This is a genomic window from Pseudomonas sp. Marseille-Q8238 (assembly GCF_965111915.1).
This window is the reverse complement of sequence record NZ_CBCOPI010000001.1, coordinates 3158229-3182817: the sequence shown is the minus strand read 5'-3', so window position 1 is coordinate 3182817 and position 24589 is coordinate 3158229. Positions and strand designations below refer to the sequence as shown.

General features: G+C 63.4%; 17 protein-coding genes and 1 pseudogene. 12 read left to right on the top strand and 6 right to left on the bottom strand.

Going from position 1 to position 24589, the window contains the following annotated elements; all coding sequences use genetic code 11:
- Positions 1-132 precede the first annotated feature (132 nt).
- The 7 genes from ACWPW0_RS14790 to ACWPW0_RS14760 all read left to right on the top strand — a co-directional run bounded on the left by ACWPW0_RS14790 (position 133) and on the right by ACWPW0_RS14760 (position 7425).
- Positions 133-486 carry a hypothetical protein gene (locus ACWPW0_RS14790; protein ID WP_454255696.1) on the top strand — a complete coding sequence of 118 codons (354 nt, stop codon included), beginning with the start codon at positions 133-135 and terminating at the stop codon, positions 484-486.
- 42 nt (positions 487-528) lie between these two features.
- Positions 529-1212: a hypothetical protein gene (locus ACWPW0_RS14785; protein WP_454255695.1), complete on the top strand. Its 684-nt coding sequence runs from the start codon at positions 529-531 to the stop codon at positions 1210-1212.
- Complete coding sequence (locus ACWPW0_RS14780; RefSeq protein WP_454255694.1) at positions 1206-1712, top strand: hypothetical protein; 507 nt, start codon at positions 1206-1208, stop codon at positions 1710-1712. Before ACWPW0_RS14785 ends, ACWPW0_RS14780 begins: the two co-directional genes overlap by 7 nt.
- Positions 1712-2530 carry a sulfotransferase family protein gene (locus ACWPW0_RS14775; protein ID WP_454255693.1) on the top strand — a complete coding sequence of 273 codons (819 nt, stop codon included), beginning with the start codon at positions 1712-1714 and terminating at the stop codon, positions 2528-2530. The genes ACWPW0_RS14780 and ACWPW0_RS14775 overlap by 1 nt, the downstream gene beginning before the upstream one ends.
- Positions 2531-2572: 42 nt before the next feature.
- Positions 2573-5659, top strand: coding sequence for an autotransporter domain-containing protein (locus ACWPW0_RS14770; protein WP_454255692.1), 3087 nt, complete (start codon positions 2573-2575; stop codon positions 5657-5659).
- A gap of 316 nt (positions 5660-5975) precedes the next feature.
- A complete protein-coding gene (locus tag ACWPW0_RS14765; RefSeq protein WP_454255691.1) occupies positions 5976-7127 on the top strand; it encodes a GNAT family N-acetyltransferase in 1152 nt (383 codons plus the stop codon).
- Between the two features lie 76 nt (positions 7128-7203).
- A complete protein-coding gene (locus tag ACWPW0_RS14760; protein WP_447592604.1) occupies positions 7204-7425 on the top strand; it encodes a VF530 family protein in 222 nt (73 codons plus the stop codon).
- A 1-nt stretch (position 7426) separates the two neighbouring features.
- Here ACWPW0_RS14760 and ACWPW0_RS14755 read toward each other — a convergent pair whose 3' ends face one another.
- Positions 7427-10516: a transglycosylase domain-containing protein gene (locus ACWPW0_RS14755; RefSeq protein WP_454255690.1), complete on the bottom strand. Its 3090-nt coding sequence runs from the start codon at positions 10514-10516 to the stop codon at positions 7427-7429.
- A 344-nt stretch (positions 10517-10860) separates the two neighbouring features.
- Between ACWPW0_RS14755 and ACWPW0_RS14750 the strand changes: the two genes are divergently transcribed.
- Positions 10861-11535, top strand: coding sequence for a class I SAM-dependent methyltransferase (locus ACWPW0_RS14750; protein WP_454255689.1), 675 nt, complete (start codon positions 10861-10863; stop codon positions 11533-11535).
- Positions 11536-11895: 360 nt separating this feature from the next.
- Positions 11896-13296 (top strand): annotated as a pseudogene (locus tag ACWPW0_RS14745) (amino acid permease).
- A gap of 152 nt (positions 13297-13448) precedes the next feature.
- Here ACWPW0_RS14745 and ACWPW0_RS14740 read toward each other — a convergent pair.
- The 4 genes from ACWPW0_RS14740 to ACWPW0_RS14725 all read right to left on the bottom strand — a co-directional run bounded on the left by ACWPW0_RS14740 (position 13449) and on the right by ACWPW0_RS14725 (position 18487).
- A complete protein-coding gene (locus tag ACWPW0_RS14740) occupies positions 13449-14597 on the bottom strand; it encodes an OpgC family protein (protein WP_447595675.1) in 1149 nt (382 codons plus the stop codon).
- A gap of 239 nt (positions 14598-14836) precedes the next feature.
- Entirely contained in the window at positions 14837-15757 is a 921-nt protein-coding gene (locus ACWPW0_RS14735) for a bestrophin family protein (protein ID WP_447592597.1), read from the bottom strand.
- A gap of 190 nt (positions 15758-15947) precedes the next feature.
- On the bottom strand, positions 15948-17561 hold the full coding sequence (locus tag ACWPW0_RS14730) for an FMN-binding glutamate synthase family protein (RefSeq protein WP_454255688.1): 1614 nt from the start codon (positions 17559-17561) through the stop codon (positions 15948-15950).
- Positions 17562-17698: 137 nt separating this feature from the next.
- The gene (locus tag ACWPW0_RS14725) at positions 17699-18487 is read right to left on the bottom strand and encodes a response regulator transcription factor (RefSeq protein WP_454255687.1); all 789 of its coding nucleotides are present in this window, start codon (positions 18485-18487) and stop codon (positions 17699-17701) included.
- A gap of 129 nt (positions 18488-18616) precedes the next feature.
- Here ACWPW0_RS14725 and ACWPW0_RS14720 point away from each other — a divergent pair, with 129 nt between their 5' ends.
- Together ACWPW0_RS14720 and ACWPW0_RS14715 are read left to right on the top strand one after the other, a co-directional pair.
- Positions 18617-19444 carry a carbon-nitrogen hydrolase family protein gene (locus ACWPW0_RS14720; RefSeq protein ID WP_454255686.1) on the top strand — a complete coding sequence of 276 codons (828 nt, stop codon included), beginning with the start codon at positions 18617-18619 and terminating at the stop codon, positions 19442-19444.
- 219 nt (positions 19445-19663) lie between these two features.
- The gene (locus tag ACWPW0_RS14715; protein WP_447592589.1) at positions 19664-20986 is read left to right on the top strand and encodes an APC family permease; all 1323 of its coding nucleotides are present in this window, start codon (positions 19664-19666) and stop codon (positions 20984-20986) included.
- 116 nt (positions 20987-21102) lie between these two features.
- Here ACWPW0_RS14715 and metR read toward each other — a convergent pair whose 3' ends face one another.
- Positions 21103-22020 (bottom strand): transcriptional regulator MetR, encoded by a 918-nt coding sequence (metR, locus tag ACWPW0_RS14710; protein WP_447592587.1) that lies wholly within the window; start codon positions 22018-22020, stop codon positions 21103-21105.
- A 250-nt stretch (positions 22021-22270) separates the two neighbouring features.
- Between metR and metE the strand changes: the two genes are divergently transcribed.
- A complete protein-coding gene (metE, locus tag ACWPW0_RS14705; protein WP_454255685.1) occupies positions 22271-24589 on the top strand; it encodes a 5-methyltetrahydropteroyltriglutamate--homocysteine S-methyltransferase in 2319 nt (772 codons plus the stop codon).

The window sequence follows — 24589 nt, the reverse complement described above, 5'->3', positions numbered from 1 at the left end:
CATCCCTAGATCCTCACCGCTTCTGCTCTATCTCTTCACCACAACAACGAGTTGTTCATTTATCAGGCGCTCATGAGGCCTCGTAAATGAGCGCCGTGGTGTTGGCGTGCGTACCACAACAGGATTTTCCAAATGCTCGATGATGTGGAGTTCTGGCAGCTACTACGTAAAGAGCTGCTGCCGCTGCGCCCCAGCCAGTACGACATCACCTCGGTGTGCAACCTGACCTGCGAAGGCTGCCTGTTCTTTTCCGGCGACGACTACCTGGGGCACAAGGACGTCACGGATTTGCAGCAGATCGAAGCGTTCTTTGCCGCTGAAGGCGCGCGTGGCGTGCGCTTCGGCTATTTCGCCGGAGCTGAGCCGTCTCTTGCCGAAAACAAGTTGGCCATCGCCAGTCGCCATATTCCCTATGGCACGGTGTTCACCAATGGCATCAAGCGCTTGAGCGCCGAGATCAGTTACCGGGTGCATGTGTCCATCTGAGGTAAACCCGAGCACAGTCGTGAACTGCGTGGGGCCGACATCATGGCCAAGCAGATCAAGAACTACCGCGACGACCCGCGTGCGGTATTCGTCTTCACCCTTACCGCACGCAACCTCGACGATATCCCGTATATCGCTCAGGTCTGCGCCGACAACGGCCTGGCGCTGACCTTCAACCATTACAGCCCGACCACCAAGTACCGGGACTTTATCGCCAGCGGCGCAGGTGCCGATAAGTACCACATCAGCAGCACGGCCGATGACAACCTGGTGCTGAGCGCCGACCACCTGCGCCGTGCCCAGGACAGCATTGCCCACCTGCTGCAACAGCCGGGGCAGCGGATTCTGTATGACGAGACCTTCAATCAACTGATCCACGATCCCGCCGGCCTATACCCCGATGTCCAGGCGCCCGGTGCGGTGACGCGCGATTGCGGGGTGCTGCTGACGCCCGCGCTGCGTCACTACAACACTGACCTGAGCCAGAGCAGCGGCAAATGCTGCACGCCCAATATCGATTGTGGCAGTTGCCGCTTGTACGCCCAGTCCTTCGCCAGTGTCTTGACCCGCGCGACCCGCGAGATGCGTCAGGACGGTGGCCAGACACGTTTGACCAAGCTCTGGCGACTGTGGTGTGAACTCTTTCTGAATGACGATCGCCTGCGCTGGCAGCTGCCGGCGGCGAGCGTTGCTTCCCGAACCCTGAGCGAGACGCTGCCGTGCTAGCCATTAGCGTGTTTAAAGATCATCGGATTTTCTGGGTATGGCAGCAGGTCACGCCGGTGCTACGCCAACAATTGGTCGATTTCTGGCGAGACAACGGCGCACTGCAAGATCCCTTCGAAGCGTGGCGCCGAACCTTCGAGGTGGCCTGCGTGGCCCTGGATGGCGCGGGGCAAGTGGTCGGCGTCAGTTCGGTGTATGGCGCTTATGGCGCAGGCGCGCCGTATTGGTTCTATCGCACCTTTATCCGCGAGGACTGCCGCGACATGGGGCTGGCACCCCGGTTGTTTACCGCTACCCGCGAGCAATTGGCCCTGGCCTATGGCAATGAAACTGCGGGCCCGGTGGGGATGATGGTCGTCTCCGAGAACCCCAAACTGGAAACCCCGGCGGGCATTCGTATCAGCCAGCGCGTCGGCCTGCAGCACCTGGGCTACAACGAGCAGGGCCAAAGTGTCTGGCACCTGCTGTTCCGGCCATCGGCCAACGGGGAGGGTGCGTAATGACCGAGCGTTCCCTGCATTTTATTTCCGGCCTGCCTCGCTCCGGCTCGACCTTGCTGTCAGCTCTGCTGCGGCAGAATCCGCGCTTTCACGCGCACATGAGCAGCCCGGTGGCAGGCCTGGTTCATGAGCTGCTCAATGGCATGAGCGGCAGCAACGAGTACGCCTTGTTTATTTCTGATCAACAGCGCCAGCGCATCCTGCGCGGGCTGTTTGAGCAGTTTTATGGCGAGGAGTTTGCCCAGCCGGTGATCTTCGACAGCAACCGCGCCTGGTGCGCGCGCATGGCCTTGCTGCACGGCCTGTTTCCCCAGAGCAAGGTGATTGCCTGCGTGCGGGATGTGCCGTGGATTGTCGACAGCATCGAACGGCTGGTGCAGCGCAATGCACTGTCACCGTCGGCCATCTTCAATTTCCAGTCCGGTGGCACCGTGTACAGCCGCGCTGACGGCGTGGCCAATGCCGATGGCATGCTCGGTTACCCCTACAACGCCCTGAAAGAAGCGTTCTATGGCGAGCACGCCAGCCGTTTGCTGCTGGTGCGTTACGAGAGCCTAGTCAGCGATCCCCAGGCTGTGCTCGACGGCATCTATGCCTTTATCGATGAGCCGACCTTTCTTCACGACCTGCACAACATTCAGTTTGACGCGCAGGAGTTCGACCGCCGCGCCGGCACGCCCGGCCTACATGATGTGAAGCCCAGCGTGCAGCTCAATAACCGGGCAACCATCTTGCCGCCGGATGTATTCGCCCGCTTCAGCAATGACGCCTTTTGGCAGCAACCCCAGCTCAACACTCACGGGGTCAGGGTTCTCTGACCGCATAGCCAACCATAACGATAAACACTGGAGTTTCTGTAGATGAACAAGGGAATCTATCGACTGGTCTGGAACCGCCGCTTGGGCGCTCCACAAGTCGTTTCCGAAGTAGCCAAGTCCAACGCTTGTGGCGTACCGGGCGAGATCAGCGGGCCGGGCGCATGCCCGTCGCGGGCTAGAAGCAAGGCCTGGCCACTAGCCCTGCTGTCACTGGCAATCGGCTCTTCGGCGTTCGCTGCGCCCTATGATGTGACCACAGGCGCCAATGCCGGAGCCGGCTCGCTGCGTGAGGCGATGCTCGGCGGTGGGGAGCTGCACATCGACTCGGCTGTCAGCACCATCGCGCTGACCTCAGGTATCACCCTGTATGCCGGGCCGGTGGAACTGATCGCTAATGGTCCCTTGACCATTACCGGCCCTGGTCTGATTGGCAGTGGCCACGCCCTGGAGCTTGCGGGCAACGGCAGTGGTTTCCTGAGCACGACGATCACCGGGCAGTTCAACGGCCAAGTCGGCTCGGGCGGGACAAGCTCGGCCGGTGCTCCTGGCCTTGGTGGTAACGCGGCTGGCGGGGCCGGGACCCATGGCATGGTCAGCGCAGGTTCAGCGGCGATCAGCGGCTCGTATTTCGACCTGAGCAGCAACGCCACCCTCACTGGCGGCCATGGCGGCATCAGCCCCGTTCTGGGTGCCGGTGGTACTGGCGGAAACGGCATTTCCAGTGGGCAAGGGCAAGCCGGGGGCGCCGGAGGCGCCGGAGCCAGTGGCCAGGCGGCCTCTTCCGGGGGCGCGGGAGTCAGTGGTTATGCGTCCAGAATGACCAATAGCGGGCTCATCTCCGGCGGCAACGGGGCCAACGGCGCGGCGGGAGGCATTGGTGGAGCCGGTGGCACTGGCGGAAGTTCCAGCGGCTCAGGTAAGTATGGCGGCAATGGTGGAGCAGGCGGTCAAGGGGGCAACGGCAGTAACGGTGGCGCCGGCGGTAACGGAATTGAGGGCGGCGCTCTCGAAATCATCAACCGGGGCACCATCCAGGGCGGCAACGGCGGGACGGCGGGCGGAGGCGGTGCGGGTGGCGCGGGTGGCATTGCCGGGGCCGGCACCAAACCCCCGGCAGGCGTAGGCGGCATGGATGGTGTAGACGGCGCAAACGGCCTGGCGGGCACCGCCGGTTCTGGCGGCATTGGCATCCTGTTGAGCGGGGATTCCTCCATCGTCAATTCGGGCACCATTGCCGGTGGCCTGGGCAATGGTGGCGCTGGCCCCCGTGCCAATGCGATAGAGCTGCGCTACGGTGGCAATACGCTGACGCTGGAATCCGGCTCCGTGATCAACGGCAATGTCGTCAGCTTCAGCGGCAGCTCCGATAAGTTGGTACTGGGCGGCGATAGCAATGTCAGTGCCAACACTTTCGATCTCGGCGCGCTCGGCACGCAGGGTAGCAGCAAGCAATACCAAGGGTTCGGCCGCTTCGAGAAGGAAGGCAGCAGCACCTGGACCCTGATCGGAAACGATTACTATGGCAAAGATTGGATCGTCAACGCCGGCACCCTGGCCATGGCCGACGGCTCGAACCTTCAGGGATCGGTGGATATTCTCGCTGGCGCCACCTTGCGGGGCGGCAACGTCTGGATTGGCACGAACGTAGATAACGCCGGCCGGCTGGCGGTCGGTAGTACGACAACGCCCTATGCGGAGTTGGAGATTGATGGCAATTACGTTCAATCCGCTAGTGGCTCCCTGCGGATCAGCGCGCTCAGTGCGTCGCAGTACAGCTCGCTCTATGTCGACGGTAACGTCACGCTCGCGGGCAATCTGGATATCGATGTCAGAAGTGGCAATACCCTGGCGATCAGCGACCAGCTTCTCAGTGTGATCAGCACCCCGGGCACCCTCAGTGGAACCTTCAGTAGTGTGACGGACAACAGCTACCTGTTCGACTTCACTGCGACCTACAACGCCCAAAGTGTCGACCTGAATGTCATCGCCGACCCTGTTGGTGGTGGCCCGGGTGGTCCCAATACCGCCACTGGCAGCGCCCAGGCCATGGGCAACAACCAGGCCAGGGGCGCAGCAGCGGTTCTGGACGGCGTGTTCTCCAGCAACGCGAATGGTGCGCTGGCCAGCCACTTTATCGGTCTGAACAGCCAGGCTGAAGTGTCCGAGGCCCTGAGCGAAGTCCTGCCGATGGTCGGTGCCTCGACCACCACTGCGAACACCACGATGACCACCATCAACCAGGTGGTGCAGGCCCGTAACGAGTCGGCGAGCGGTTTGTCTTCCGGTGACGAGCTCATCAGCGACGAACACCTGTGGATCAAACCCTTCGGCTCCTGGGCCCGCCAGGACAGCAGCGGTGGCGCGCCGGGTATGCGCTCCAATGTCGGCGGCATGGCGTTCGGCCTGGATGGCAGCTTCAATAGCCGCCTGACCCTGGGCGCGGCTTTTGTCTACGCTAATGCGGATACTCGCAACACCGGCAACAGCCCGCGCCAGAGCCTGGAGACCGATGTCTACCAACTCGTTGGCTACGGCACCTACCAGTTGGACGATGCCACTGCGCTGCGCTTCCAGCTCGATGGTGGCCAGAACCGCAACGACGGCAAGCGTGATATCGCCTTCGCTGGGTTGAACGCCAAGTCCAGCTACAACACCTGGACTGCCCATGCCGGTGTGGCTCTGGACCACACCTTCAGCTTGAGCTCGGCCACGCGCTTCACGCCTTCGGTGCGGGCTGACTACACCTGGATCAAGGATGATTCCTACACCGAGAAAGGTGCAGGCGCCCTTAGCCTCAAGGCCAAGAGCAACAGCACTGACCAGTTCATTCTCGGCGTGGACGGCAAGCTGAGCCATGACCTGACCGACCGGGTGAACCTGAGCGCCAACCTGGGTGTGGGTTATGACTTCCTGGCGGATCGTGACTCGATCACCACCAGCTTCGCCGGCGCGCCGGGTGCAGCGTTCACCACCTACGGTGGCGATGTGCAACGCTGGTTGGCGCGTGGCGGCACGGGGCTGACCTACAAGGTCTCGGACCAGGTGCAATTGGGCGTGCGCTATGACGTTGAGAAACGTAGCGACTACCTGAACCAGACCGCCTCGGCCGAGGCACGCTGGGCGTTCTAACCCGTTAGGCCTACGCCATGGGAGCGCAATGTTCCCGTGGCGTAAAGCCTGTGTTCACGATCATCGTTCTTCATCTGTCCCTCCCTTGAACCTAACTGGCCATCGACCCCAGCCGCACGCATAGCGGGCAGGTGATAACGATGTGCAACAGTGCGACTGGCCCGTATCTGGGCAAGTTTCTAAGCGGCATCCGCCAGGCCAGTGTGCGCGTCCGGGTGGCCCGGTGTGGGCTACGGGGAGCACCGTAAGCGTCTCTCGCTCAATCGCGCAGATGCTGAGTCTTTTTTTCGGCTGGGCAACCGGTCAGACTTGGCGCATGTCGATGATCGTTCTATCCAGTCTTCACGAAATCACTTCTGCCGCTTGGGATGCTCTGCTTCCCGACGCGCAGCCGTTCGTGCGCCATGCGTTTCTCAGCGCGCTGGAGGACAGCGGCAGCATTGGTGCGCACAGTGGCTGGCAGCCGGCCCATCGGCTCTGGTGCGATGCCCATGGCCAGCCCCTGGCGGCATTGCCGGCCTATGTGAAAAGCCATTCCTTCGGCGAGTACGTGTTCGACATGAGCTGGGCCGATGCCTGCCACAGGGCGGGCATCGCCTATTACCCCAAGCTGCTGGGGGCCGTGCCGTTTTCGCCCGTGGGCGGTCCGCGCTTGCTGGGCGATATGCAGGCTGCCGGGCAACTGCTCGATGCATTGAGCGCCAGCCTGGCGGGTGAGGGTATGTCCGGGCTGCACATCAACTTCACCGACGCCCAGGCCGACGCCTTGCTCGCCGGCCGCGAGGGCTGGTTGCCACGTATTGGGTGCCAGTACCACTGGTTCAATCGCGATTACCGGGATTTTCAGGGTTTCCTCGACGCCCTGACGTCGCGCAAGCGCAAACAGCTGCGCAAGGAACGCGAGCAGGTGGCAGGGCAGGGCATCGACTTCGACTGGCTGCACGGCAGCGAGTTGAGCGAGGAGCAATGGGATTTCGTCCATGCCTGCTACGCCAACACCTACCATGTGCGAGGGCGGCCACCGTACCTGACGCGGGACTTCTTCAGCCTGCTGGCCGAGCGCATGCCCGAAGCCATTCGCCTGGTCATCGCCCGGCAGGGCTCGCGACCGGTGGCGATGGCGTTCAGCCTGGTCGATGGCGATACCTTCTTTGGGCGCTACTGGGGCTGCCTGGGTGACTTCGATCGCCTGCATTTCGAGACCTGTTTCTACCAGGGGCTCGACTACGCAATGGCCCACGGGCTGCGCCGTTTCGATGCCGGCGCCCAGGGCGAGCACAAGCTGATCCGGGGCTTCGAGCCGGTGATCACGCGTTCCTGGCACTACCTGCTGCATCCGGGGTTGCGGGCGGCGGTGGCGAGTTTCCTCGACGAAGAAACCGAAGGGGTGCTGGCCTACGCCGAGGATGCCCGCAGCCTGCTGCCTTATCGCGACGGCCATCCCGGTGTGGCTACAAGCGCTGGCTAATAGCACGCCTGGCGCGCGTTGACGCGGACTTGCTGTACAGTGGCGCCCCCGTATTTTCCCATCCCGCAGGCCCGTCGTGACCGAACAAGCCAAGAACCCGCTACATGGCATCACCCTGGAAAAGCTGCTCATCGAACTGGTGGAAAAGTACGGCTGGGACGGCTTGGCTCAGCGCATCGATATCCGCTGCTTCAAGAACGACCCCAGCATCAAGTCGAGCCTGACCTTCCTGCGCAAGACGCCGTGGGCGCGTGAGCAGGTCGAGGCGTTGTTCGTGCGTATGCGCAGCCGCGGCTGAGCTACGGTTGCGCCGCCACGTTGCAGCCACTCTGGCTGCCGGGTTGCAGGGCGGGTGAAAGAATCGGTGCCATGCCCTTGAGCACCTGCACGGGAAGCGCTGAGGTGAAACGGAAGTTCTCCGCCGCCTGGCCGGGGACGAAAGCAGTCAATGTGCCGAAGTGATCGTCGCCCAGGTAGAACACGAAGGTGGCAGTGCGGTTCTGCACCCGCGAGCTGAGCACCTGGCCGCTGCGGGTCACGCTTTCGATACGGTTGTCACCGGTTCCGGTCTTGCCGCCGACTCGCAGTGGTGCGCCATCGCTGAAGGTGAAGCTGCCCTGTAGTCGGCGCGCGGTGCCGGCCTCGACCACCTGCGCCAGGGCATCACGCAGAGCGGTGGCCACTGCTGAGGGCATGACCCGCTCACCGTGGGCGGTGTTCTGCACCAGGCGGGTTTCGTAGGGCGTATCGATGGCGAAGTTCAGGCGATCGATGCGGACGCTGGGTTGGCGAATGCCGTCGTTCTGGATGATGCCCATCAGTTCGGCCAGGGCGGCCGGTCGGTCGCCGGAGCTGCCGATGGCAGTGGCCAATGACGGCACTAGGTGGTCGAACGGGTAACCCAGGCGTTGCCAGCGCTGATGAATATCGAGGAAGGCTTCGACCTCCAGCATGCTGCGGATACGGCTGTCCCGGGCGCTCTTGTGGCGGGTCTTGAACAGCCAGCCATACACCTCCTGACGCTCGTCGACGCTCGCCGTCACGGCGTCCTTGAACGTGGCCTGCGGATTGGCGAGCAGGTAGCCCAGCAACCACAGTTCCAGCGGGTGTACGCGGGCTATATAGCCCTGGTCGGGCAGGCTCCAGGCGCCGGGGCCGTAGTCCTGATAGAGCGTGTGTACGCGTGCTTCGCTGAGCTTTTCCTGCGGCAGATGGGCGTCGAGAAACGCGGCAAAGGTCTGCGGGTCGACATTCGGCATCAGGTAACGGTGCACGGCGGCCAGGCGCGTGGGTGTGGGGCGCAGGCCGTCGAGGAAGGTGTCCAGGCGTTCCTGGGCCGTCTTGTTCTGGTACTTGCGCCAGAAGCGCAGGAGAAAGGTGGTGCCCTCGCGGTCGGCGAAGCGCTTGAGGTAGTCGGCGCGCTGCGGGTGATGGTCATCCTTGAGCAGCTCGGCACTGTTGCTCTCGCCGTGGTAGGTGCTGTAGCGCACCAGGTCGCGCAGCAGGCGGATGAAGGGCAGGTTGATCGATTCCTGTAGCGCCACGCGCAGGGTGGGCATCCGGCCGTTGTCCTCGCGGCGGAAGTTGCTGAAGCTGTGCAGGCCGCCGCCGGTAAAGAAGCGCTCGTTGGGGCTGGCCGAGTAGGTACGGTCCAGCGCGGCGCCCAGCATCGCGTCGAGGTTGGCCCGGGGGTTGCGCAGCAGGTAGTCGACGGCCCAGCGGCTGAGTGGGTCCTGATCGCTTACATCAGCGCGGCGCAGGGTCTGGGCATCCTGGCCGGCATAACGCGCGTGCAGTTCGGCGATCACCTGCAGGTACGTGGCCAGCACGCGCAGCTTGGCGGTGGAGCCCAACTCCAGCTTGCTGCCTTCGTTGATGTCGAAGGGCTGGTCGGTGTTGTCGGTCTGCACCCGCACCCGCGCGCCATCGGCCGTGCGCTCGAACAGGGTGAAGCTGTAACGCACATCGGCGGTTTTCTGCGGTGAGAGCAGGCGCTCGCCGAGTAGGCCGACCTCTCCGGCAAACGCTGGGTCGGCCAGGTGCCGCAGGTAGTCGCTGACCTGTTGCTGCAGGTCGACATTCAGGGTACTGCTGGCGGCCAGGTCGAGGCGGTCGAGGTCGTACAGCGGCAGGTCGAGCAGGTTGGACAGGCGGCTGCGTGCCGCACTGATGCCCTTGTTGCTCTGCACAGGCTGGATCGCCGGATGCCGGCTCAGGTCGCGAAAAGTCAGGCGCTGGGCCAAGGCGGCGTCACGCAGTGCAGCGTCGAGCACACCGCCGTTGGCGAGCACGCGGATATGGCTGTCGGTCAGGGTTTCCAGCTCCTGGCGGCCGTGTGCCAGGTAATACGAGGGGCGCCGCTGGGCGATCATCAGCGCCAGCACCTGGCGCAGGGCGAGGCCTCGTTCGGGCTCGTTCGCTGTCGACGAGGGATTGGCGAGCAGGGCGTTGGTGTGGTCGAAATCGCTGCCGAACCACACGCGCAGGCCATCGGCCAAGCCGTGTACTTCGCCATGCCCGAGGGCGGCGGAGAGCGGCACGCTGTTGAGGTAGTCGCGCACGATATCCTGACGCGCGGGCAGGGTCTCTGGCCCCTGCTGGTAGGCGCGGACGCTGGCGGAGACCATCTGCAGCAGTTTGTCCCTGGGCGTCAGGGTCAGGCCATGCGGCGAGTGCCGGTACTTTTCCAGTTGTGTGGCCAGGGTACTGCCGCCGGCGGACTGTTCCTGCGCCGCGAAATTCTTGCCCACTTGTGACAGTGCGGCCTTGCCCAGGCGAGGCCAGTCCACCGCCGGGTTGGCTTGCGCGGGAGTCGGGTCGAGCAGATGGCGGTTCTCGATGAACAGCAGGGTGCCGACGATCAGCGGCGGGATATCGGCGAAGCGGGCATAGCCCTGCTGCGGGTAGCGGAATTGGTACAGCGGCAGGCCTCGGCAATCGCTGATCTGCAGACCGCTCTGCAGCTTTTCCCGGAAGGGCGGAAAGAAGCCGCGTTGACTGTAGTCGAGCAGGGCATCCGAGAAGTGCACTTGCTGCTGGATCAGGTAGCCGCGTTGCTGCAAGCGTTCGAGTAGATGCGGCAGTTGGGCATAGCCCAAACGCTGGTCGAACGGACCGCTGGCGGGAAACTGGATGGCGTCGCTCGGGCCGGCCTGTAACGTGTAGGTCAGACGGGCTGCATAGGCACTGAGCTCACGGGATTGCAGGGTGGCGGTACGCAGTTCATGGATGATCAGCCAACCGCCACCAAGCAGAAGCAACAACACGCTCAGCCAGAGGAACGTGCGCAGGCGGTGGCGGGGTTTACGGGTTTCGGACGGCAGGAACGGCTGAAGATCGCTCGCAGGAAGCGTCGAGTGCGGTGCGTCTGATTGCCATAACACGCCCATGATGATCGGCCTGGCTACACACTGAATCGTGCTCTTGCTGCAAGCTTAGTCGGTGCGGGCAGGCTTGGCCTGTTTTGCCCGGGATCTGTTGGCGTTGCGCTTTAATTTTTTGAGTGGGTGGCCGCATATTCCGATGATGCCTTTCAAGCGGACATCTTTTAGGTAGTTGCGGTCATCGCAGTTGGTGGGCTGAAGCCCACCCTACAAAAGCCGAACCCTATGTAGGGTGGGCTTCAGCCCACCAATCGGCATGTCGTGAAAATGCAAAAGCTGAACGTCTGCAACTGCTTCGATCCGGCCATCCATATCGAAACGGCAACAGGCCCTACCAACAGGAGTCGACCATGGCGGACGAACACACGCGGCAACTGGCGTTGAGCTGGCAGCGCAATGCTGCCGGTTGGACGCGGGCTGTGCGCGAGCAGCGCATCGACAGCCGGCGTCTGGTGACCAACGCCGCGGTGCTCGAGGCCGTGCTGGCTCTGAGCCCTCGGCGAGTGCTGGATATTGGCTGTGGCGAGGGTTGGCTGTGCCGCGCGTTGTGCCGCCACGGTATCGAGACGCTCGGTGTGGATGCATCCGCTGCATTGATCGAGGCGGCCCGGGCAGGAGGTGAGGGCGATTACCGGATCTGCACCTATGCCGATCTGGCGGGCACCGGGTTGGGGCTGTTCGATCTGCTGGTGTGCAATTTCGCCCTGCTCGACGAGGACCTGCAACCCTTGCTGCACAGTTTGGCGGCGCTGCTGGTGCCCGGTGGCCGCCTGCTGATCCAGACAGTGCATCCATGGGCGGCCTGTGGTGAGCAGCCTTATCGCGATGGCTGGCGCATCGAAACCTTCACCACCTTCGGTGCGGACTTTCCCGAGCCGATGCCCTGGTATTTCCGCACCTTGCAGTCGTGGCTGGGCGAACTGGCGCTTGCCGGTTTTCGCCTGGGAGAGTTGCGTGAGCCGGGCTACCCCGATGGGCAGCCTGCGTCGTTGCTGCTGATCGCGGAAGCCCCTGGCGGACGATAAATTTTGTTACATACCGACGAGTGTGGTGGCTCTGGCAAATCAACCAGATAGCCGATGTTTTTCTGTTTTTCAGGTGAATGGCGGCAGATATCTTTGCCGTGCTCGATTGTCTCGGGGTAAAGCCATGTGAGGCTCCTCGGTAGCCTGGTTTCAGGGTGCAAAAGGCTCTGGGATGGGGCATGACGCTGCACTTTCTTTGTGCAAGACTCGCCGCCGATCTCGGCCCCAACGACGTTTTCAGGCTGTTTCGGCCCCCATCAGGGCCCCTGCAGTCCTTTGTCCGGCAGGCGTGGCTATCCGCTGCGCTCACCCGTGTTTGCGGTCGAATTCCTCCATAACTACAAAATGAGGTATCGCTGCATGTCTGTCGGTAACCAACCCCAGCATGAATCGCTGCACCGTGATCTCGGTGAACGGCACATCCGCCTGATGGCACTGGGCGCCTGTATCGGCGTCGGTCTGTTTCTCGGCTCGGCCAAGGCCATCCAGATGGCGGGGCCGGCCATCATGCTGTCCTACATCATCGGCGGCCTGGCCATCCTGGTGATCATGCGCGCCCTCGGCGAGATGGCCGTGCACAACCCGGTAGCCGGCTCCTTCAGTCGTTATGCCCAGGATTACCTTGGCCCGCTGGCAGGCTTCCTCACAGGTTGGAACTACTGGTTCCTGTGGCTGGTGACGTGCGTCGCGGAAATCACCGCGGTGGCCATCTACATGGGCATCTGGTTCCCCGATGTGCCGCGCTGGATCTGGGCGCTTGCCGCGCTGATCAGCATGGGCAGCATCAACCTGATCGCCGTGCGTGCCTTCGGTGAGTTCGAGTTCTGGTTCGCCCTGATCAAGATCGTCACCATCATTGCCATGGTCGTGGCGGGTGCCGGGATGATCATGTTCGGCTTCGGCAATGACGGCGTGGCCACGGGTATCTCCAACCTGTGGAGCAATGGCGGCTTCATGCCCAATGGCGTGCAGGGCGTGCTGATGTCGCTGCAGATGGTGATGTTCGCCTACCTCGGCGTGGAAATGATCGGCCTCACCGCCGGTGAAGCGAAGAACCCGCAGAAGACCATTCCCCAGGCGATCAACTCCGTGTTCTGGCGCATCCTGCTGTTCTACGTTGGCGCGCTGTTCGTGATCATGGCGATCTACCCGTGGAGCGAGATCGGCACGCAGGGCAGCCCCTTCGTGATGACCTTCGAGCGCATGGGCATCAAGACCGCTGCTGGCATCATCAACTTCGTGGTGATCACCGCGGCGCTGAGCTCCTGCAACGGCGGAATCTTCAGCACCGGGCGCATGCTCTACAGCCTGGCGCAGCAAGGTCAGGCGCCGCGCGCCTTCGCGGTGACCTCGGGTGGCGTACCGCGTCGTGCCCTGCTGGTTTCCGTCGTGGCCCTGCTGATTGGCGTGCTGCTCAACTACCTGGTACCGGAGCAGGTGTTCGTCTGGGTGACGTCGATTGCCACCTTCGGCGCGATCTGGACCTGGGCCATGATCCTGCTGGCGCAGCTCAAGTTCCGCCGTGGCCTGAGCTAGGCCGAACGCGACAAGCTGACCTTCCGCATGTGGCTGTTCCCGCTCAGCTCCTACCTGGCCATGGCGTTCCTGGTGTTGGTGGTCGGGCTGATGGCGTACTTCCCGGATACCCGCATCGCCCTGTATATCGGGCCGGCGTTCCTGGTGATGCTGGTGGTGCTGTATCACCTGTTCAAGCTGGCGCCGAAGAATATCGCCCCAGCCACGGGCGAATCGGCGGTCTGATCCAGCTGGGTGGATGACGTTGATTCACCCAGCCTCCATGAGGTGGGCGGTAAACGCAGCCCGCCTCGCGCCCTAGCCGTTACCCACCTGTTCGTGACTCCTCCGGCCTGCCAGCCGTTGGCTAGCGGGCAGGTGGGTGGCTTGTTTCTGGCTCACGTCGGGTGGGTCTGCATGCGCAGCGGTCGCGACAGGGCCTCCTTGCGTTTGCCAAGGCGCTTGTTGAGATCGAGCCAGCCTGCCAGGGCCATCATCAGCAGCAGACCCAGCAGCGCGGTGCCGATCTGTACGGCCCAGCGGTCCTGCAGCAGGGCGTTCGCCGCATCGGCCAGTGGCGCCAGCAATACCCCCAGGCAGAACACCTCCAGCGAATAACGACCCATCCGGCACATCTCCCGTGCCGGCCAGCGCTCAAGCCAGTTGCCACCGGGCAGCACGACCGCCACGCAGTAAGCCAGGGCGAGGAAGTGCAGCAGGCGCAAGGGTGCCAGGTCAGTCTTGCTGATGGGGTAGATCAGCGTTTGCACGGACTGTGGGACCCAGGCGTCGTGCCACTGCGGCCATTGCCATGACAGCGCGAGCAACCCGGCCAGCACCAGGTATCCCGCGCAGGCGATGAACAGCGGCGAGGTTGCCCTGGGCTTCGGTGCATCCATCGGTCGTCGCTGGGCATGCAGCGCCGCCGCGCCGCCGAGAACGAACAGCAACTGCCAGGCCAGTGGGTTGAAGAACCACTCGCTGCCTTGTTGGGCGGAGAAATTCATCTGTGGCGCGAGCAGGTAGAGCAGGGCCGAGATCGCCAGCGTGGCGCCCGTCCAGCGCAACAGCAGTGGCAGTATTACCGGCAACGCCATGAGCAGCACGATATACAGCGGCAACGGGTCCATCAGGTTGGGTTTGAAGCGCAGCAGTAACTCGTCGATCAGGGCTTGTTGCGGATTGTTGAGGAAGTAGTCCAGGCCCATCTCGCGGATGAAGTCGCGCTGCTCGACGTGGTTGTTGGTGAAGAACACGATGCCCATCAGCACCGCCAGCAGGAAGATGTGCGCCACGTAGAGCACCCACACCCGGCGCAGGATGCGCACACAGGCGACTAGGTAACCATCGCGGCGCAGCAGCTTGCCGTAGGCCAGCACGGCGGCGTAGCCGGCGAGAAAGACGAAGATCTCCGCCGCATCGCTGAGGCCGACATTGCGAGGCGTGACCTGCCCCAGCGGATTGCCGGGAATGTGGTCCCAGAAGATGAACACCAGCGCCAATCCACGGAAGAAGTCGATGCGCAGGTCGCGTCCGGTTTGCGGCATGGTGGCGTACTCGTCAGGGGCTGCCGGACCGGCTCCGGCAGCGGGCGTATAGCGGGGTAGCTGCATAGTGGTGTGACTGCACGGCGGATGGGTATATCCGGTAGCAGGACCAGCGGTCATGCCCCGCAGCGGTGCGGACTATCCGGAAAAAGACCGGCAGCACGCTAATAAGGCGGGTGTAGCAAGTTTCTTGCCTGCCCCGGCGAGCAGGGCGCAGTGCCTGCTCGCCGAGCGGACGATCAGTTGAGTGTGTAGTTGTGCGCTTGCAGCGGAGCGGGCAGCGGATCGCCCAGGTGGTCGAGCAGGTCGATCTCGATGCTGCGCACCATGGCGTTCAGCGGCAGGTCGTTGTCGCACAGGCCGAAAGGCTCTTCCAGCTCGTCGCCCAGGGCATCCAGGCCGAAGAAGGTGTAGGCGATGATCGTCACCAGCACCGGCGTCAGCAGTTCCAGCGAGCCGACCAGGCCGAAGGGCAGCAGCATGCAGAACAGCCAGGCGGTACGGTGCAGCAGCAGGGAGTAGGCGAAGGGCGTCGGGGTGTTCTTGATCCGTTCGCAGATGGCCTGGGTGGCCGCCATGCTGTCCAGGCGTTGCTCCAGGCCACGGTAGAGCACATCGCTGATCAGTTGCTGTTGCAGGCAGTGGACCAGATCCTGGTTGATCCAGGTCAGCAGGGTGTCGGGCATGTTGCGGCGCTGGCGCAGTTGCTCCAGTTCGTCGGCTTCGATCCAGGGCGCGCAGGCGGCGGCGATGTCCTCGCCACGCAGGTGGGCGGCCAGGGCATAGGCGAAGGCGATGGTGCGGCGCATGGTGCGGCGGCGCAGGGGCTCCAGGGCTTCGCCTGGCAGCAGGGCATGGATTTCACGGGCCATGCCACGGGTCTGGATGATCAGTTCGCCCCATTGCTTGCGTGCTTCCCACCAGCGCTCGTAACAGGCGCTGTTGCGGAAGCCGAGAAACACCGAGAGGGCCAGGCCGAGCAGTGAGAAGGGTGGCGCGCTGAGCTGCTTGAGCCACTGCATCCAGCCGTATTCGTAGAGGCCAGTCACCAGGCAGGCGAGCAGGGTAATGACGACAAGCTTGCCGGCGATATGGGGGAAGATGGAGCCACGCAGAATGAAGAACAGGTGCAGCGCGTTGGGACGCGGACGGACGATCATGTCGAGCTGTATCCAGGCAGGGCGAACGAACGGCGCGGAGTATGCGCCCGCCCCGGACGCCTGAACAGAGGGTTTCGGGGCGTTATCGGTGAGGCTGTTCGTTCAGGTGAGAACCCGGCGGTGTGGGGCCGCCTGTTCATGCCCGCAGTTCGCGCGCATGGCGCGCTCCTGCGTGTGCAAGGCCCCCGTACTACACCGGGTTGGCTTCGAAGCTGTCGGCCCGGGCCATCTTCCACATGCGCTCGTAGAAGTCCCCGGAAATCTCGCCGCTCAGCAGCTCGCCCGGTTTGAGGAACACGTGCAGTTGGCTGAACAGACGCACTTCGATAGCAGTGACCCGGCGTACCAGATGGCGTGGTTCCAGATGGGCCGGGTGGTCGATGCCGGCCGCGGCGATCATTTCCGCCAGGGCCTTGAGCGTGTTGCTGTGGAAACTGTGCACGCGCTCGGCCTTGTCCGGCACCACCAGCGCGCGCTGGCGCAATGGGTCCTGAGTCGCCACACCGGTCGGGCATTTGTTGGTGTGGCAGGACTGCGACTGGATGCAGCCGATGGCGAACATGAAGCCGCGCGCCGAGTTGGCCCAGTCCGCGCCCAGGGCCAGCACGCTGGCGATATCGAAGGCGCTGATGATCTTGCCGCTGGCGCCGAGCTTGATCTTGTCGCGCAGGTTCAGGCCGACCAGGGTGTTGTGCACGAACAGCAAGCCCTCGCGCAGCGGTACGCCGATGTGATCGGTGAACTCCACGGGCGCGGCGCCGGTGCCGCCTTCCTTGCCGTCGACGACGATGAAGTCCGGCAGGATGCCGGTCTCCAGCATGGCCTTGGCGATGCCCATGAATTCCCACGGGTGGCCAAGGCAGAATTTGAAGCCCACCGGTTTGCCACCGGACAGTTCGCGTAGCTGGGCGATGAACTGGAGCATTTCGATGGGTGTGGAGAAGGCGCTGTGGCGCGATGGCGAGATGCAATCCTCGCCCATCGGCACGCCACGGGTCTCGGAGATTTCCTCGGTCACCTTGTGCTTGGGCAGGATGCCGCCATGGCCGGGTTTGGCGCCCTGGCTCAGCTTGATCTCGATCATCCGCACCTGCGGGTTCTGTGCCTGGACGGCGAAACGCTCGGGGTCGAATTGGCCGGTGGCGGTGCGACAGCCGAAGTAGCCGCTGCCCAGTTCCCACACCAGGTCGCCGCCGTGCTCACGGTGGTAAGGGCTGATGCTGCCTTCACCTGTGTCGTGGTAGAAGTTGCCGAGCTTGGCGCCCTGGTTCAGCGCGCGGATGGCATTGGCACTGAGTGAGCCGAAACTCATCGCCGAGACGTTGAAGATCGACGCCGAATACGGCTGCTTGCACTGCGGGCCACCGATCTCCACGCGAAAACTGCTGGGGTCGCTCAGGGGGGCTGGGCGCATGGAGTGGCCGATGAACTCGAAGCCGGCTTCGTAGACGTTGATCAGTGTGCCGAACGGTTTGTCCGCGCCTTCGTTCTTGGCCCGTGCATAGACCAGCGAGCGCTGGGCGCGGGAGAAGGGCAGCTCGTCGCGGTCGGCTTCGAGCAGGTACTGGCGAATCTCCGGGCGGATGCCTTCGACCAGGTAGCGGATGTTGCCGAGGATCGGGTAATTGCGCCGTACCGCCTGGCGGGTCTGCAGCAAGTCGTTGATGCCGATCAGGCTGAGTACGCCGGTGGTCAGGGTAAAGGCCCAGAGCCATTCGTGGGTGTGGAGAAAGGGCAGGCTGGCCAGGGTGAAGAGGACACAGAAGGCGAAGAAGGCATAGCGGTTCAACAACGACAGACTCATGGAAGCGTCCTTGGCGGTGGCGACAGGGCCTATGGAGCATACACCGCAATGTTGCATAGGCGTGGTGGGGGCACGGCTGACGTTGTGCTCTCGCATCCACAAGGCGAGTGTCTGGGACATTCAGACTCTACGCGGGTTCAGCCTTTCTGTGCTTCGAGAAAGAGCGCGAACAGCTCCGACTGGGACTTGATGCCGAGCTTGCCGTAGATGTGCTTGCGGTGGACCTTGACCGTCTCGGTGGAAATGGCCAGCTTGCGGGCGATCTCCTTGCTCGAGCAGCCACTGAGCAGCAGGTGGCCGACATCCAGTTCGCGGGCGGTGAGGGCGCTTTCCGCCTTGTGGCCCACGCTCTCGAAGCGGTTTTGCCAGGTCGGCGCGGGAGGCACCGGATGGGCGATCAGCTCCTGTTCGAAGGCCATGCGCTGGCGCATCAGTGCGGCGATCCAGGGTTGCACCACGCTGAGCAGGGCGATGTGCTCGGGACTGAAGCGCTGGCGCGAACCGAGGGACAGGCACAGGGTGCGTTCGTCATCCAACGGCACGTTGATCTGCACTTCATCGGCGACCACGTTGAGGCTGAAATAGCGCTGGTAGTAATCGGTCTGCTCGAAGCATTCCGGTGCCACGTCGGCCAGGCGGAACAGCCCGGCAGCCTGTCGCTCGCGGCTGGCGATGTAGAACGGATCGAGCAGGTAGAGGCCGGCCAGGTAGTCCTGGAACAGCGGGTCGAGGCCGCCATCGGCGCCGGGGCATTCGGCGAATACCAGGGGTTGGCCGTTGCTGAACAGCAGGGCGACCCAACTGTCGAAGCTCACGTATTGCTCCAACTGGCGTACCAGGGTGATCCAGAAGCCTGGCTGATCCAGCGCCTCGACCAGTTGGCCAATGGCGCGGTGCCAGGCGATATCCTGCAATGAAAGGTTCATGCCTACCCCCAATGGGTTAACCCGCTGGCGTAATTACCGGTTCCCGGCCACGCGTTCCATACTCCATGGCAGGGCGTGACGGGTGCCGGGCATTCTGTTCGCGCCTGCCGACAAGAACAAGGAGACCCCATGAAAGTCGAACTCGTGCAACTGGCTGGCCGTGATGGCGACACCGCCCACAACCTGGCGTGTGCCCTGGAAGCCATTGCCGCCTGCGCCGCCGATACTGACCTGGTGGTGTTTCCGGAAACCCACCTGATGGGCTTTCCCACCCGCGACACCATCGCCGCGCTGGCCGAGCCGCTGGACGGCCCGACCCTGCAGGCCATTGCGCAGGCTGCACGCGCGCACGACATTGCCATTGCCATCGGCATGGCCGAGCGCGATGGTGAGCACTATTACAACACCACCGTACTGATGACGCCGCAGGGAATCGCCCTGCGCTATCGCAAGACGCACCTGTGGGCATCGGACAAGGGCATCTTCACTGCCGGCGACCGTTATGCGACCGCCCTGTGGAAGGGCGTGCGTGTGGGTATGCTGATCTGTTTCGACATCGAGTTCCCTGAAAGCGCCCGTGCCCTGGGGCAACTGGGTGCCGAACTGATCATCGTCACCAACGGCAACATGGACCCCTACGGCCCTACCCATCGCACGGCGATCATGGCCCGCGCCATGGAAAACCAGGCCTTCGCGGTGATGGTCAACCGCGTCGGCACGGGCGATGACGGCCTGGTCTTCGCCGGTGGCAGCGCCGTAGTCGACCCCTTCGGCAACCTGCTATGTGAAGCCGGGCGCGAAGAGTGCCGCCAGGTCATGGTGCTGGATTTCGACCGCCTGCAGGCCGCCCGCAATGACTATCGCTACCTGGACGAGCGGCGCCTGACGCTGCCCGGCGAGCGTATCGAACACGCCGATGGCCGCCGCGAATTGCTGATCCCACAAGATTCCTTTTGACGGGTTTTGCTCGCATTCGCCGCCATGGCTACCCGCATGACGGCGGTTTTTGCTTCAAGCCGATTTCGGCTCTGCCACCGACTCCGTACGGCGTTTGCCGGCGTCTGGTGAGGTGTGGTTGTGCTCAGGCGCGTGCGTCCTGGCCTGCCATATCTGCTGACCAAGCGTCTGGCGAGTTTGCGTACGGAACCTAACAACCAACAATAGACGGAGTAGCAGATGGCTAGATTACAGCGCACCTTGTCGCTGGGAGCGGTGGTGCTTTTCGGCATCGCCTACATGACCCCGATCATCGTCCTTGGCACCTTCGGCATCCTCGCCGAAGTCACCCAGGGCAGTGTCCCTGCCGCCTACGTGGCTGCATCGCTGGCGATGCTGTTCACCGCCCTGAGCTATGCCCACATGGCCAAGGCGTTCCCGGTGGCGGGCTCGGCCTACACCTACGTGCGCAAGGCGATCAGCCCCAAGCTGGGCTTTCTCGCCGGTTGGGCGGTATTGCTCGATTACCTGTTCCTGCCCATGGCCATCTGGCTGATCGGCGCCGCCTACCTGAGTTCGGCGTTCCCGGCCGTACCCCAGCCGCTCTGGGTGCTGGCGTTCATCGGCATCACTTCGCTGATCAACGTCATCGGCCTGCGTCTGGCCAAGACGGTCAACGGCGCACTGATGCTGGTGCAGTTCCTCGTCCTGTTCGCGTTCATCGCCCTGTGCGTGCACTACGTGCTGGGGGATGCGAGCAAGCCGCTGTGGTCACTGGAGCCGTTCTTCGGCAATGGCATCAACCTGCCGCTGGTGATGAGTGGCGCGGCGATCGCCTGCTATTCCTTCCTCGGCTTCGACGCAGTGAGTACGCTGACCGAGGAAACCCGTGATCCGACCCGCACCATCCCGCGGGCGATTCTGCTGATCACCCTGATCGGTGGCCTGATCTTCATCGTCACGTCCTACTTCGTGCAACTGGCGCATCCGTCCATCACGTTCGAGAGTGCGGATTCGGCGGCCTACGAGATTGCCCGCAACATCGGCGGCGATGTGTTCGTCTCGATCTTCCTCATCGGTCTGATCGTCGGTCAGTTCACCTCCGGCCTGTCGGCCCAGGCCAGCGCCTCGCGTCTGTTGTTCGCCATGGGTCGGGACGGGGTGCTGCCACGGCGTTTCTTCGGCACCCTGAGTGCGCGTTTCGGCACGCCGGTCGGCAGCATCCTGCTGTGCGGCGTAGTGGCCCTGCTGGCGCTGAAACTGGATGTCACCACCTCGACGTCGTTCATCAACTTCGGCGCCTTCCTGGCGTTCACCCTGGTCAACCTGTCGGTGATTTTCCACTACTGGCTGGGCGCCTCGCGGCGTGGTCCGCGTGAACTGTTGCTGCACCTGTTGTGCCCGCTGCTGGGCATGGTGGCGACGCTGTGGCTGATGGTCAGCCTGGATCACCTGGCGATCATTCTCGGCCTGTCGTGGCTGGCGCTCGGGGTGATCTACCTGGGCTGGCTGACCGGTGGTTTCCGCCACCAGCCGCCGGAAATGAGCTTCGAGGAATCCTGATCGTCGCGTTTTCCGGATGTGCCCCGAGCAGGGTGCGCATCCGGCTGCTGCAATCCGCAATCAACGCCCGGTTCGAGTCGTCAACCTAGCGCTGGCGAATCGGGCACTTGCGCCACTCAACGCGCCACGCTGACCCCTTCGAGATTGGCGAACGACGTGTCCTTGGCAGTCAGCAGGAAGTCGCGCATGAACGGTGCATCGAGCATGTCGGTGCGGATACCGGCATACAGCGTGGCGAACAGGCCTTTCTCGCTCAGGCGCCTGGCCGTCACGTAGCCCCGCGAGCTGTATTCGTGCAGCGCCCAGTTGGGCAGACCGCATACACCACGACCGCTGGCGACCAGTTGCATCATCATAACCGTCAGTTCCGAGGTGCGTACCTGCGCCGGCTCGATATCGGCCGGCTCGAGGAAGCGGGTGAAGATGTCCAGGCGATCACGGTCCACCGGGTAGGTAATCAGCACTTCGCTCGCCAGGTCCTCGGGCACGATGTAGGGCTTGCTCGCCAGCGGGTGCTGGTTGGCCACGGCCAGCAATGCCTCGTAGGTGAACAACGGCACATAGGTGATGCCGGCCAGGTCCACCGGGTCGGAGGTTACCACCAGGTCGAGATCGCCACGGGCCAGCGCGGGCAGGGGCGCGAAGGAAAAGCCTGAGGCCAGGTCCAGTTCGACTTCCGGCCAGGCATCACGGAACTGGTCGATGGTCGGCATCAGCCATTGGAAGCAGCTGTGGCATTCGATGGCCATGTGCAGTCGCCCTGCGGTACCGCCGAGCAGGCGCGCCAGGTCACGTTCGGCACCGCGCAATTGCGGCAGCAGGCTGTCGGCCAGTTGCAGCAGACGCAGGCCGGCGCTGGTGAAGCGCACCGGCTTGGTCTTGCGCACGAACAGCGGCAAACCCAGGCGCTCCTCCAGCTCCTTGAACTGGTGGGAGAGGGCGGACTGGGTCAGGTGCAGGCGTTCGGCGGCCTCTACCAGGCTGTCTGCTTCGCGCAAGGCATGCAGGGTCTTCAGGTGACGGATTTCGAGCATGCGAGCCTCAGTATGTAGTGCGGATAACGCTGTGTTCATCCACCATTGAGCGGTGCGGTTTCACGATGGATAAGCGCAGCGTTATCCACCCTACGGTGATCATGCGGTGTCTGGTGCGGGTGAAACTCATGGAAAGGCATGTGACTTTCATCATGAGTAAAATCGTAGATCATAAAGAATATATTGAGTTTGTCTCATGTACGGTCGGGTGTCGAGAATGGCGGCCATCCACTGACTAGGAGACGGACCCATGGCACTCGCCCACAACCTCGGATTCCCGCGTATCGGCCGCGACCGTGAATTGAAGAAAGCCCTGGAAGCGCATTGGCAGGGTGAGCTGGATGAAGCCGGTCTGCGCGCCGTTGGCCGTGAGCTGCGTGCCAGGCACTGGCAGGTGCAGAAGGACGCCGGCATCGAGCTGCTGCCGGTCGGCGACTTCGCCTGGTACGACCAGGTCCTGACCCATTCCCTGACCTTCGGCGTGATCCCCGAGCGTTTCCGCCCGCACTCCGGCAAGCCAACCCTGGACACCCTGTTCGGCATGGCACGTGGGGTTGTTGGAAGCCAGAACAGCAACAGCTGCTGCGGCGGTGCCCATGGGCAACCCCTTCTCGCACAAGAACTAACCAAGTGGTTCGACACCAACTACCACTACCTGGTCCCTGAATTCAGCGCCGACCAGCAGTTCGTTCTGAGCTGGGAGCAGCTGTTCGAGGAAGTCGAAGAAGCCCACGCGCTCGGTCACACGGTCAAGCCAGTGGTGATCGGCCCGCTGACCTACCTGTGGTTGGGCAAGGAAAAAGGGGGCGAATTTGATCGACTGGACCTGCTCGAACGCCTGCTACCGCTGTATGGCGAAATCTTCCAGCGCCTGGCCGCCCAGGGGGTCGAGTGGGTGCAGATCGACGAGCCGATCCTCGCCCTCGACCTGCCGCAAGCATGGAAGAACGCTTTCGAGCGCGCCTACAACCTGTTGCAGCGTGAGCCGCTGAAAAAGCTTATCGCCACCTATTTCGCCGATCTGGAAGACAACCTCGGCCTGGCTGCCGGCCTGCCGCTGGATGGCCTGCATATCGACCTGGTCCGTGCACCTGAGCAGTTCCCGAGCATTCTCGACCGCCTGCCGGCCTACAAGGTGCTGTCCCTCGGCGTAGTCAACGGCCGCAACGTCTGGCGCACCGATCTGGAGAAGGCCCTGGCCATTCTGCAACAGGCCCAGGCGCGTATCGGCGACCGTCTGTGGGTCGCGCCGAGCTGCTCGCTGTTGCACAGCCCGGTCGACCTGGGCCGGGAAGACCAACTGGATGCCGAGCTCAAGAGCTGGTTGGCCTTCGCCGTGCAGAAGTGCGAGGAGGTTGCCGTGCTCACCACAGCGCTGAACGCGCCGCAGAATGCCCGGGTCCAGGCCGCGTTGGCCGAGAACCGCGCGGTGCAGGCCAGCCGTGCGCAGTCGTCGCGTATCCACAAGCCGGCCGTGCAGTCCCGCCTGGCCGCGATCACCGCCGCCGACAGCCAGCGCCAGTCGCCGTTCGGGCAGCGTATCGAGCAGCAGCGTGCCTGCCTGCAACTGCCGGCGTTCCCGACCACCACCATCGGCTCGTTCCCGCAGACTTCGGCCATTCGCCTGGCGCGCCAGTCGTTCAAGGCCGGCAAGCTCTCGGCAGCCGCGTACACCGAAGCCATGCACAGCGAAATCCGCCATGCGGTGGACGTGCAGGAGAAACTGGAGCTGGACGTGCTGGTGCACGGTGAAGCCGAGCGCAACGACATGGTCGAGTACTTCGCCGAGCAGCTCGATGGCTACGCCTTCACCCGCTTCGGTTGGGTGCAGAGCTACGGTTCGCGCTGCGTGAAGCCGGCGGTGATCTTCGGTGACCTGAGTCGCCCGCAGGCGATGACCGTGGAGTGGATCACCTATGCACAGAGCCTGACCAGCAAGGTCATGAAAGGCATGCTGACCGGCCCGGTGACCATGCTGATGTGGTCCTTCCCGCGTGACGACATTTCCCGCGAGCAGCAGGCGCGGCAACTGGCCCTGGCGATCCGCGACGAAGTGATCGACCTGGAAGCTGCCGGTATCAAGGTCATCCAGATCGACGAAGCCGCCTTCCGCGAAGGCCTGCCGCTGCGCAAGGCGCAATGGCAGGCGTACCTTGGCTGGGCGACCGAGGCGTTCCGTCTGTGTGCCAGTGGCGTGCGTGATGAAACGCAGATCCACACGCACATGTGCTACAGCGAGTTCAACGACGTGATCGAGTCCATCGCCGCCATGGATGCCGACGTGATCACCATCGAGACCTCGCGTTCGGACATGGAGCTGCTGGATGCTTTCGAAGCCTTCGAGTACCCGAATGAAATCGGCCCGGGCGTGTACGACATCCACTCGCCGCGCGTCCCGGACACCCGCGAGATGGTCCAACTGATGCGCAAGGCGGTGCAGCGCGTGCCGGCCGAGCGCCTGTGGGTCAACCCGGACTGCGGCTTGAAAACCCGTGGCTGGCCGGAAACCGAGGCGGCACTGGTGAACATGGTGGCGGCAGCTCGCCAGCTGCGTACCGAATTGGCCTGA

Excerpts from the sequence above, each read along its gene's own strand:
- ACWPW0_RS14790 (WP_454255696.1), top strand. The coding sequence starts at position 133 with ATGCTCGATGATGTGGAGTTCTGGCAGCTACTACGTAAAGAGCTGCTG.
- ACWPW0_RS14785 (WP_454255695.1), top strand. The coding sequence starts at position 529 with ATGGCCAAGCAGATCAAGAACTACCGCGACGACCCGCGTGCGGTATTC.
- ACWPW0_RS14775 (WP_454255693.1), top strand. The coding sequence starts at position 1,712 with ATGACCGAGCGTTCCCTGCATTTTATTTCCGGCCTGCCTCGCTCCGGC.
- ACWPW0_RS14770 (WP_454255692.1), top strand. The coding sequence starts at position 2,573 with ATGAACAAGGGAATCTATCGACTGGTCTGGAACCGCCGCTTGGGCGCT.
- ACWPW0_RS14765 (WP_454255691.1), top strand. The coding sequence starts at position 5,976 with ATGTCGATGATCGTTCTATCCAGTCTTCACGAAATCACTTCTGCCGCT.
- ACWPW0_RS14755 (WP_454255690.1), bottom strand. The coding sequence starts at position 10,516 with ATGGGCGTGTTATGGCAATCAGACGCACCGCACTCGACGCTTCCTGCG.
- ACWPW0_RS14750 (WP_454255689.1), top strand. The coding sequence starts at position 10,861 with ATGGCGGACGAACACACGCGGCAACTGGCGTTGAGCTGGCAGCGCAAT.
- ACWPW0_RS14740 (WP_447595675.1), bottom strand. The coding sequence starts at position 14,597 with ATGCCGCAAACCGGACGCGACCTGCGCATCGACTTCTTCCGTGGATTG.
- ACWPW0_RS14735 (WP_447592597.1), bottom strand. The coding sequence starts at position 15,757 with ATGATCGTCCGTCCGCGTCCCAACGCGCTGCACCTGTTCTTCATTCTG.
- ACWPW0_RS14730 (WP_454255688.1), bottom strand. The coding sequence starts at position 17,561 with ATGAGTCTGTCGTTGTTGAACCGCTATGCCTTCTTCGCCTTCTGTGTC.
- ACWPW0_RS14725 (WP_454255687.1), bottom strand. The coding sequence starts at position 18,487 with ATGAACCTTTCATTGCAGGATATCGCCTGGCACCGCGCCATTGGCCAA.
- ACWPW0_RS14720 (WP_454255686.1), top strand. The coding sequence starts at position 18,617 with ATGAAAGTCGAACTCGTGCAACTGGCTGGCCGTGATGGCGACACCGCC.
- ACWPW0_RS14715 (WP_447592589.1), top strand. The coding sequence starts at position 19,664 with ATGGCTAGATTACAGCGCACCTTGTCGCTGGGAGCGGTGGTGCTTTTC.
- metR (WP_447592587.1), bottom strand. The coding sequence starts at position 22,020 with ATGCTCGAAATCCGTCACCTGAAGACCCTGCATGCCTTGCGCGAAGCA.
- metE (WP_454255685.1), top strand. The coding sequence starts at position 22,271 with ATGGCACTCGCCCACAACCTCGGATTCCCGCGTATCGGCCGCGACCGT.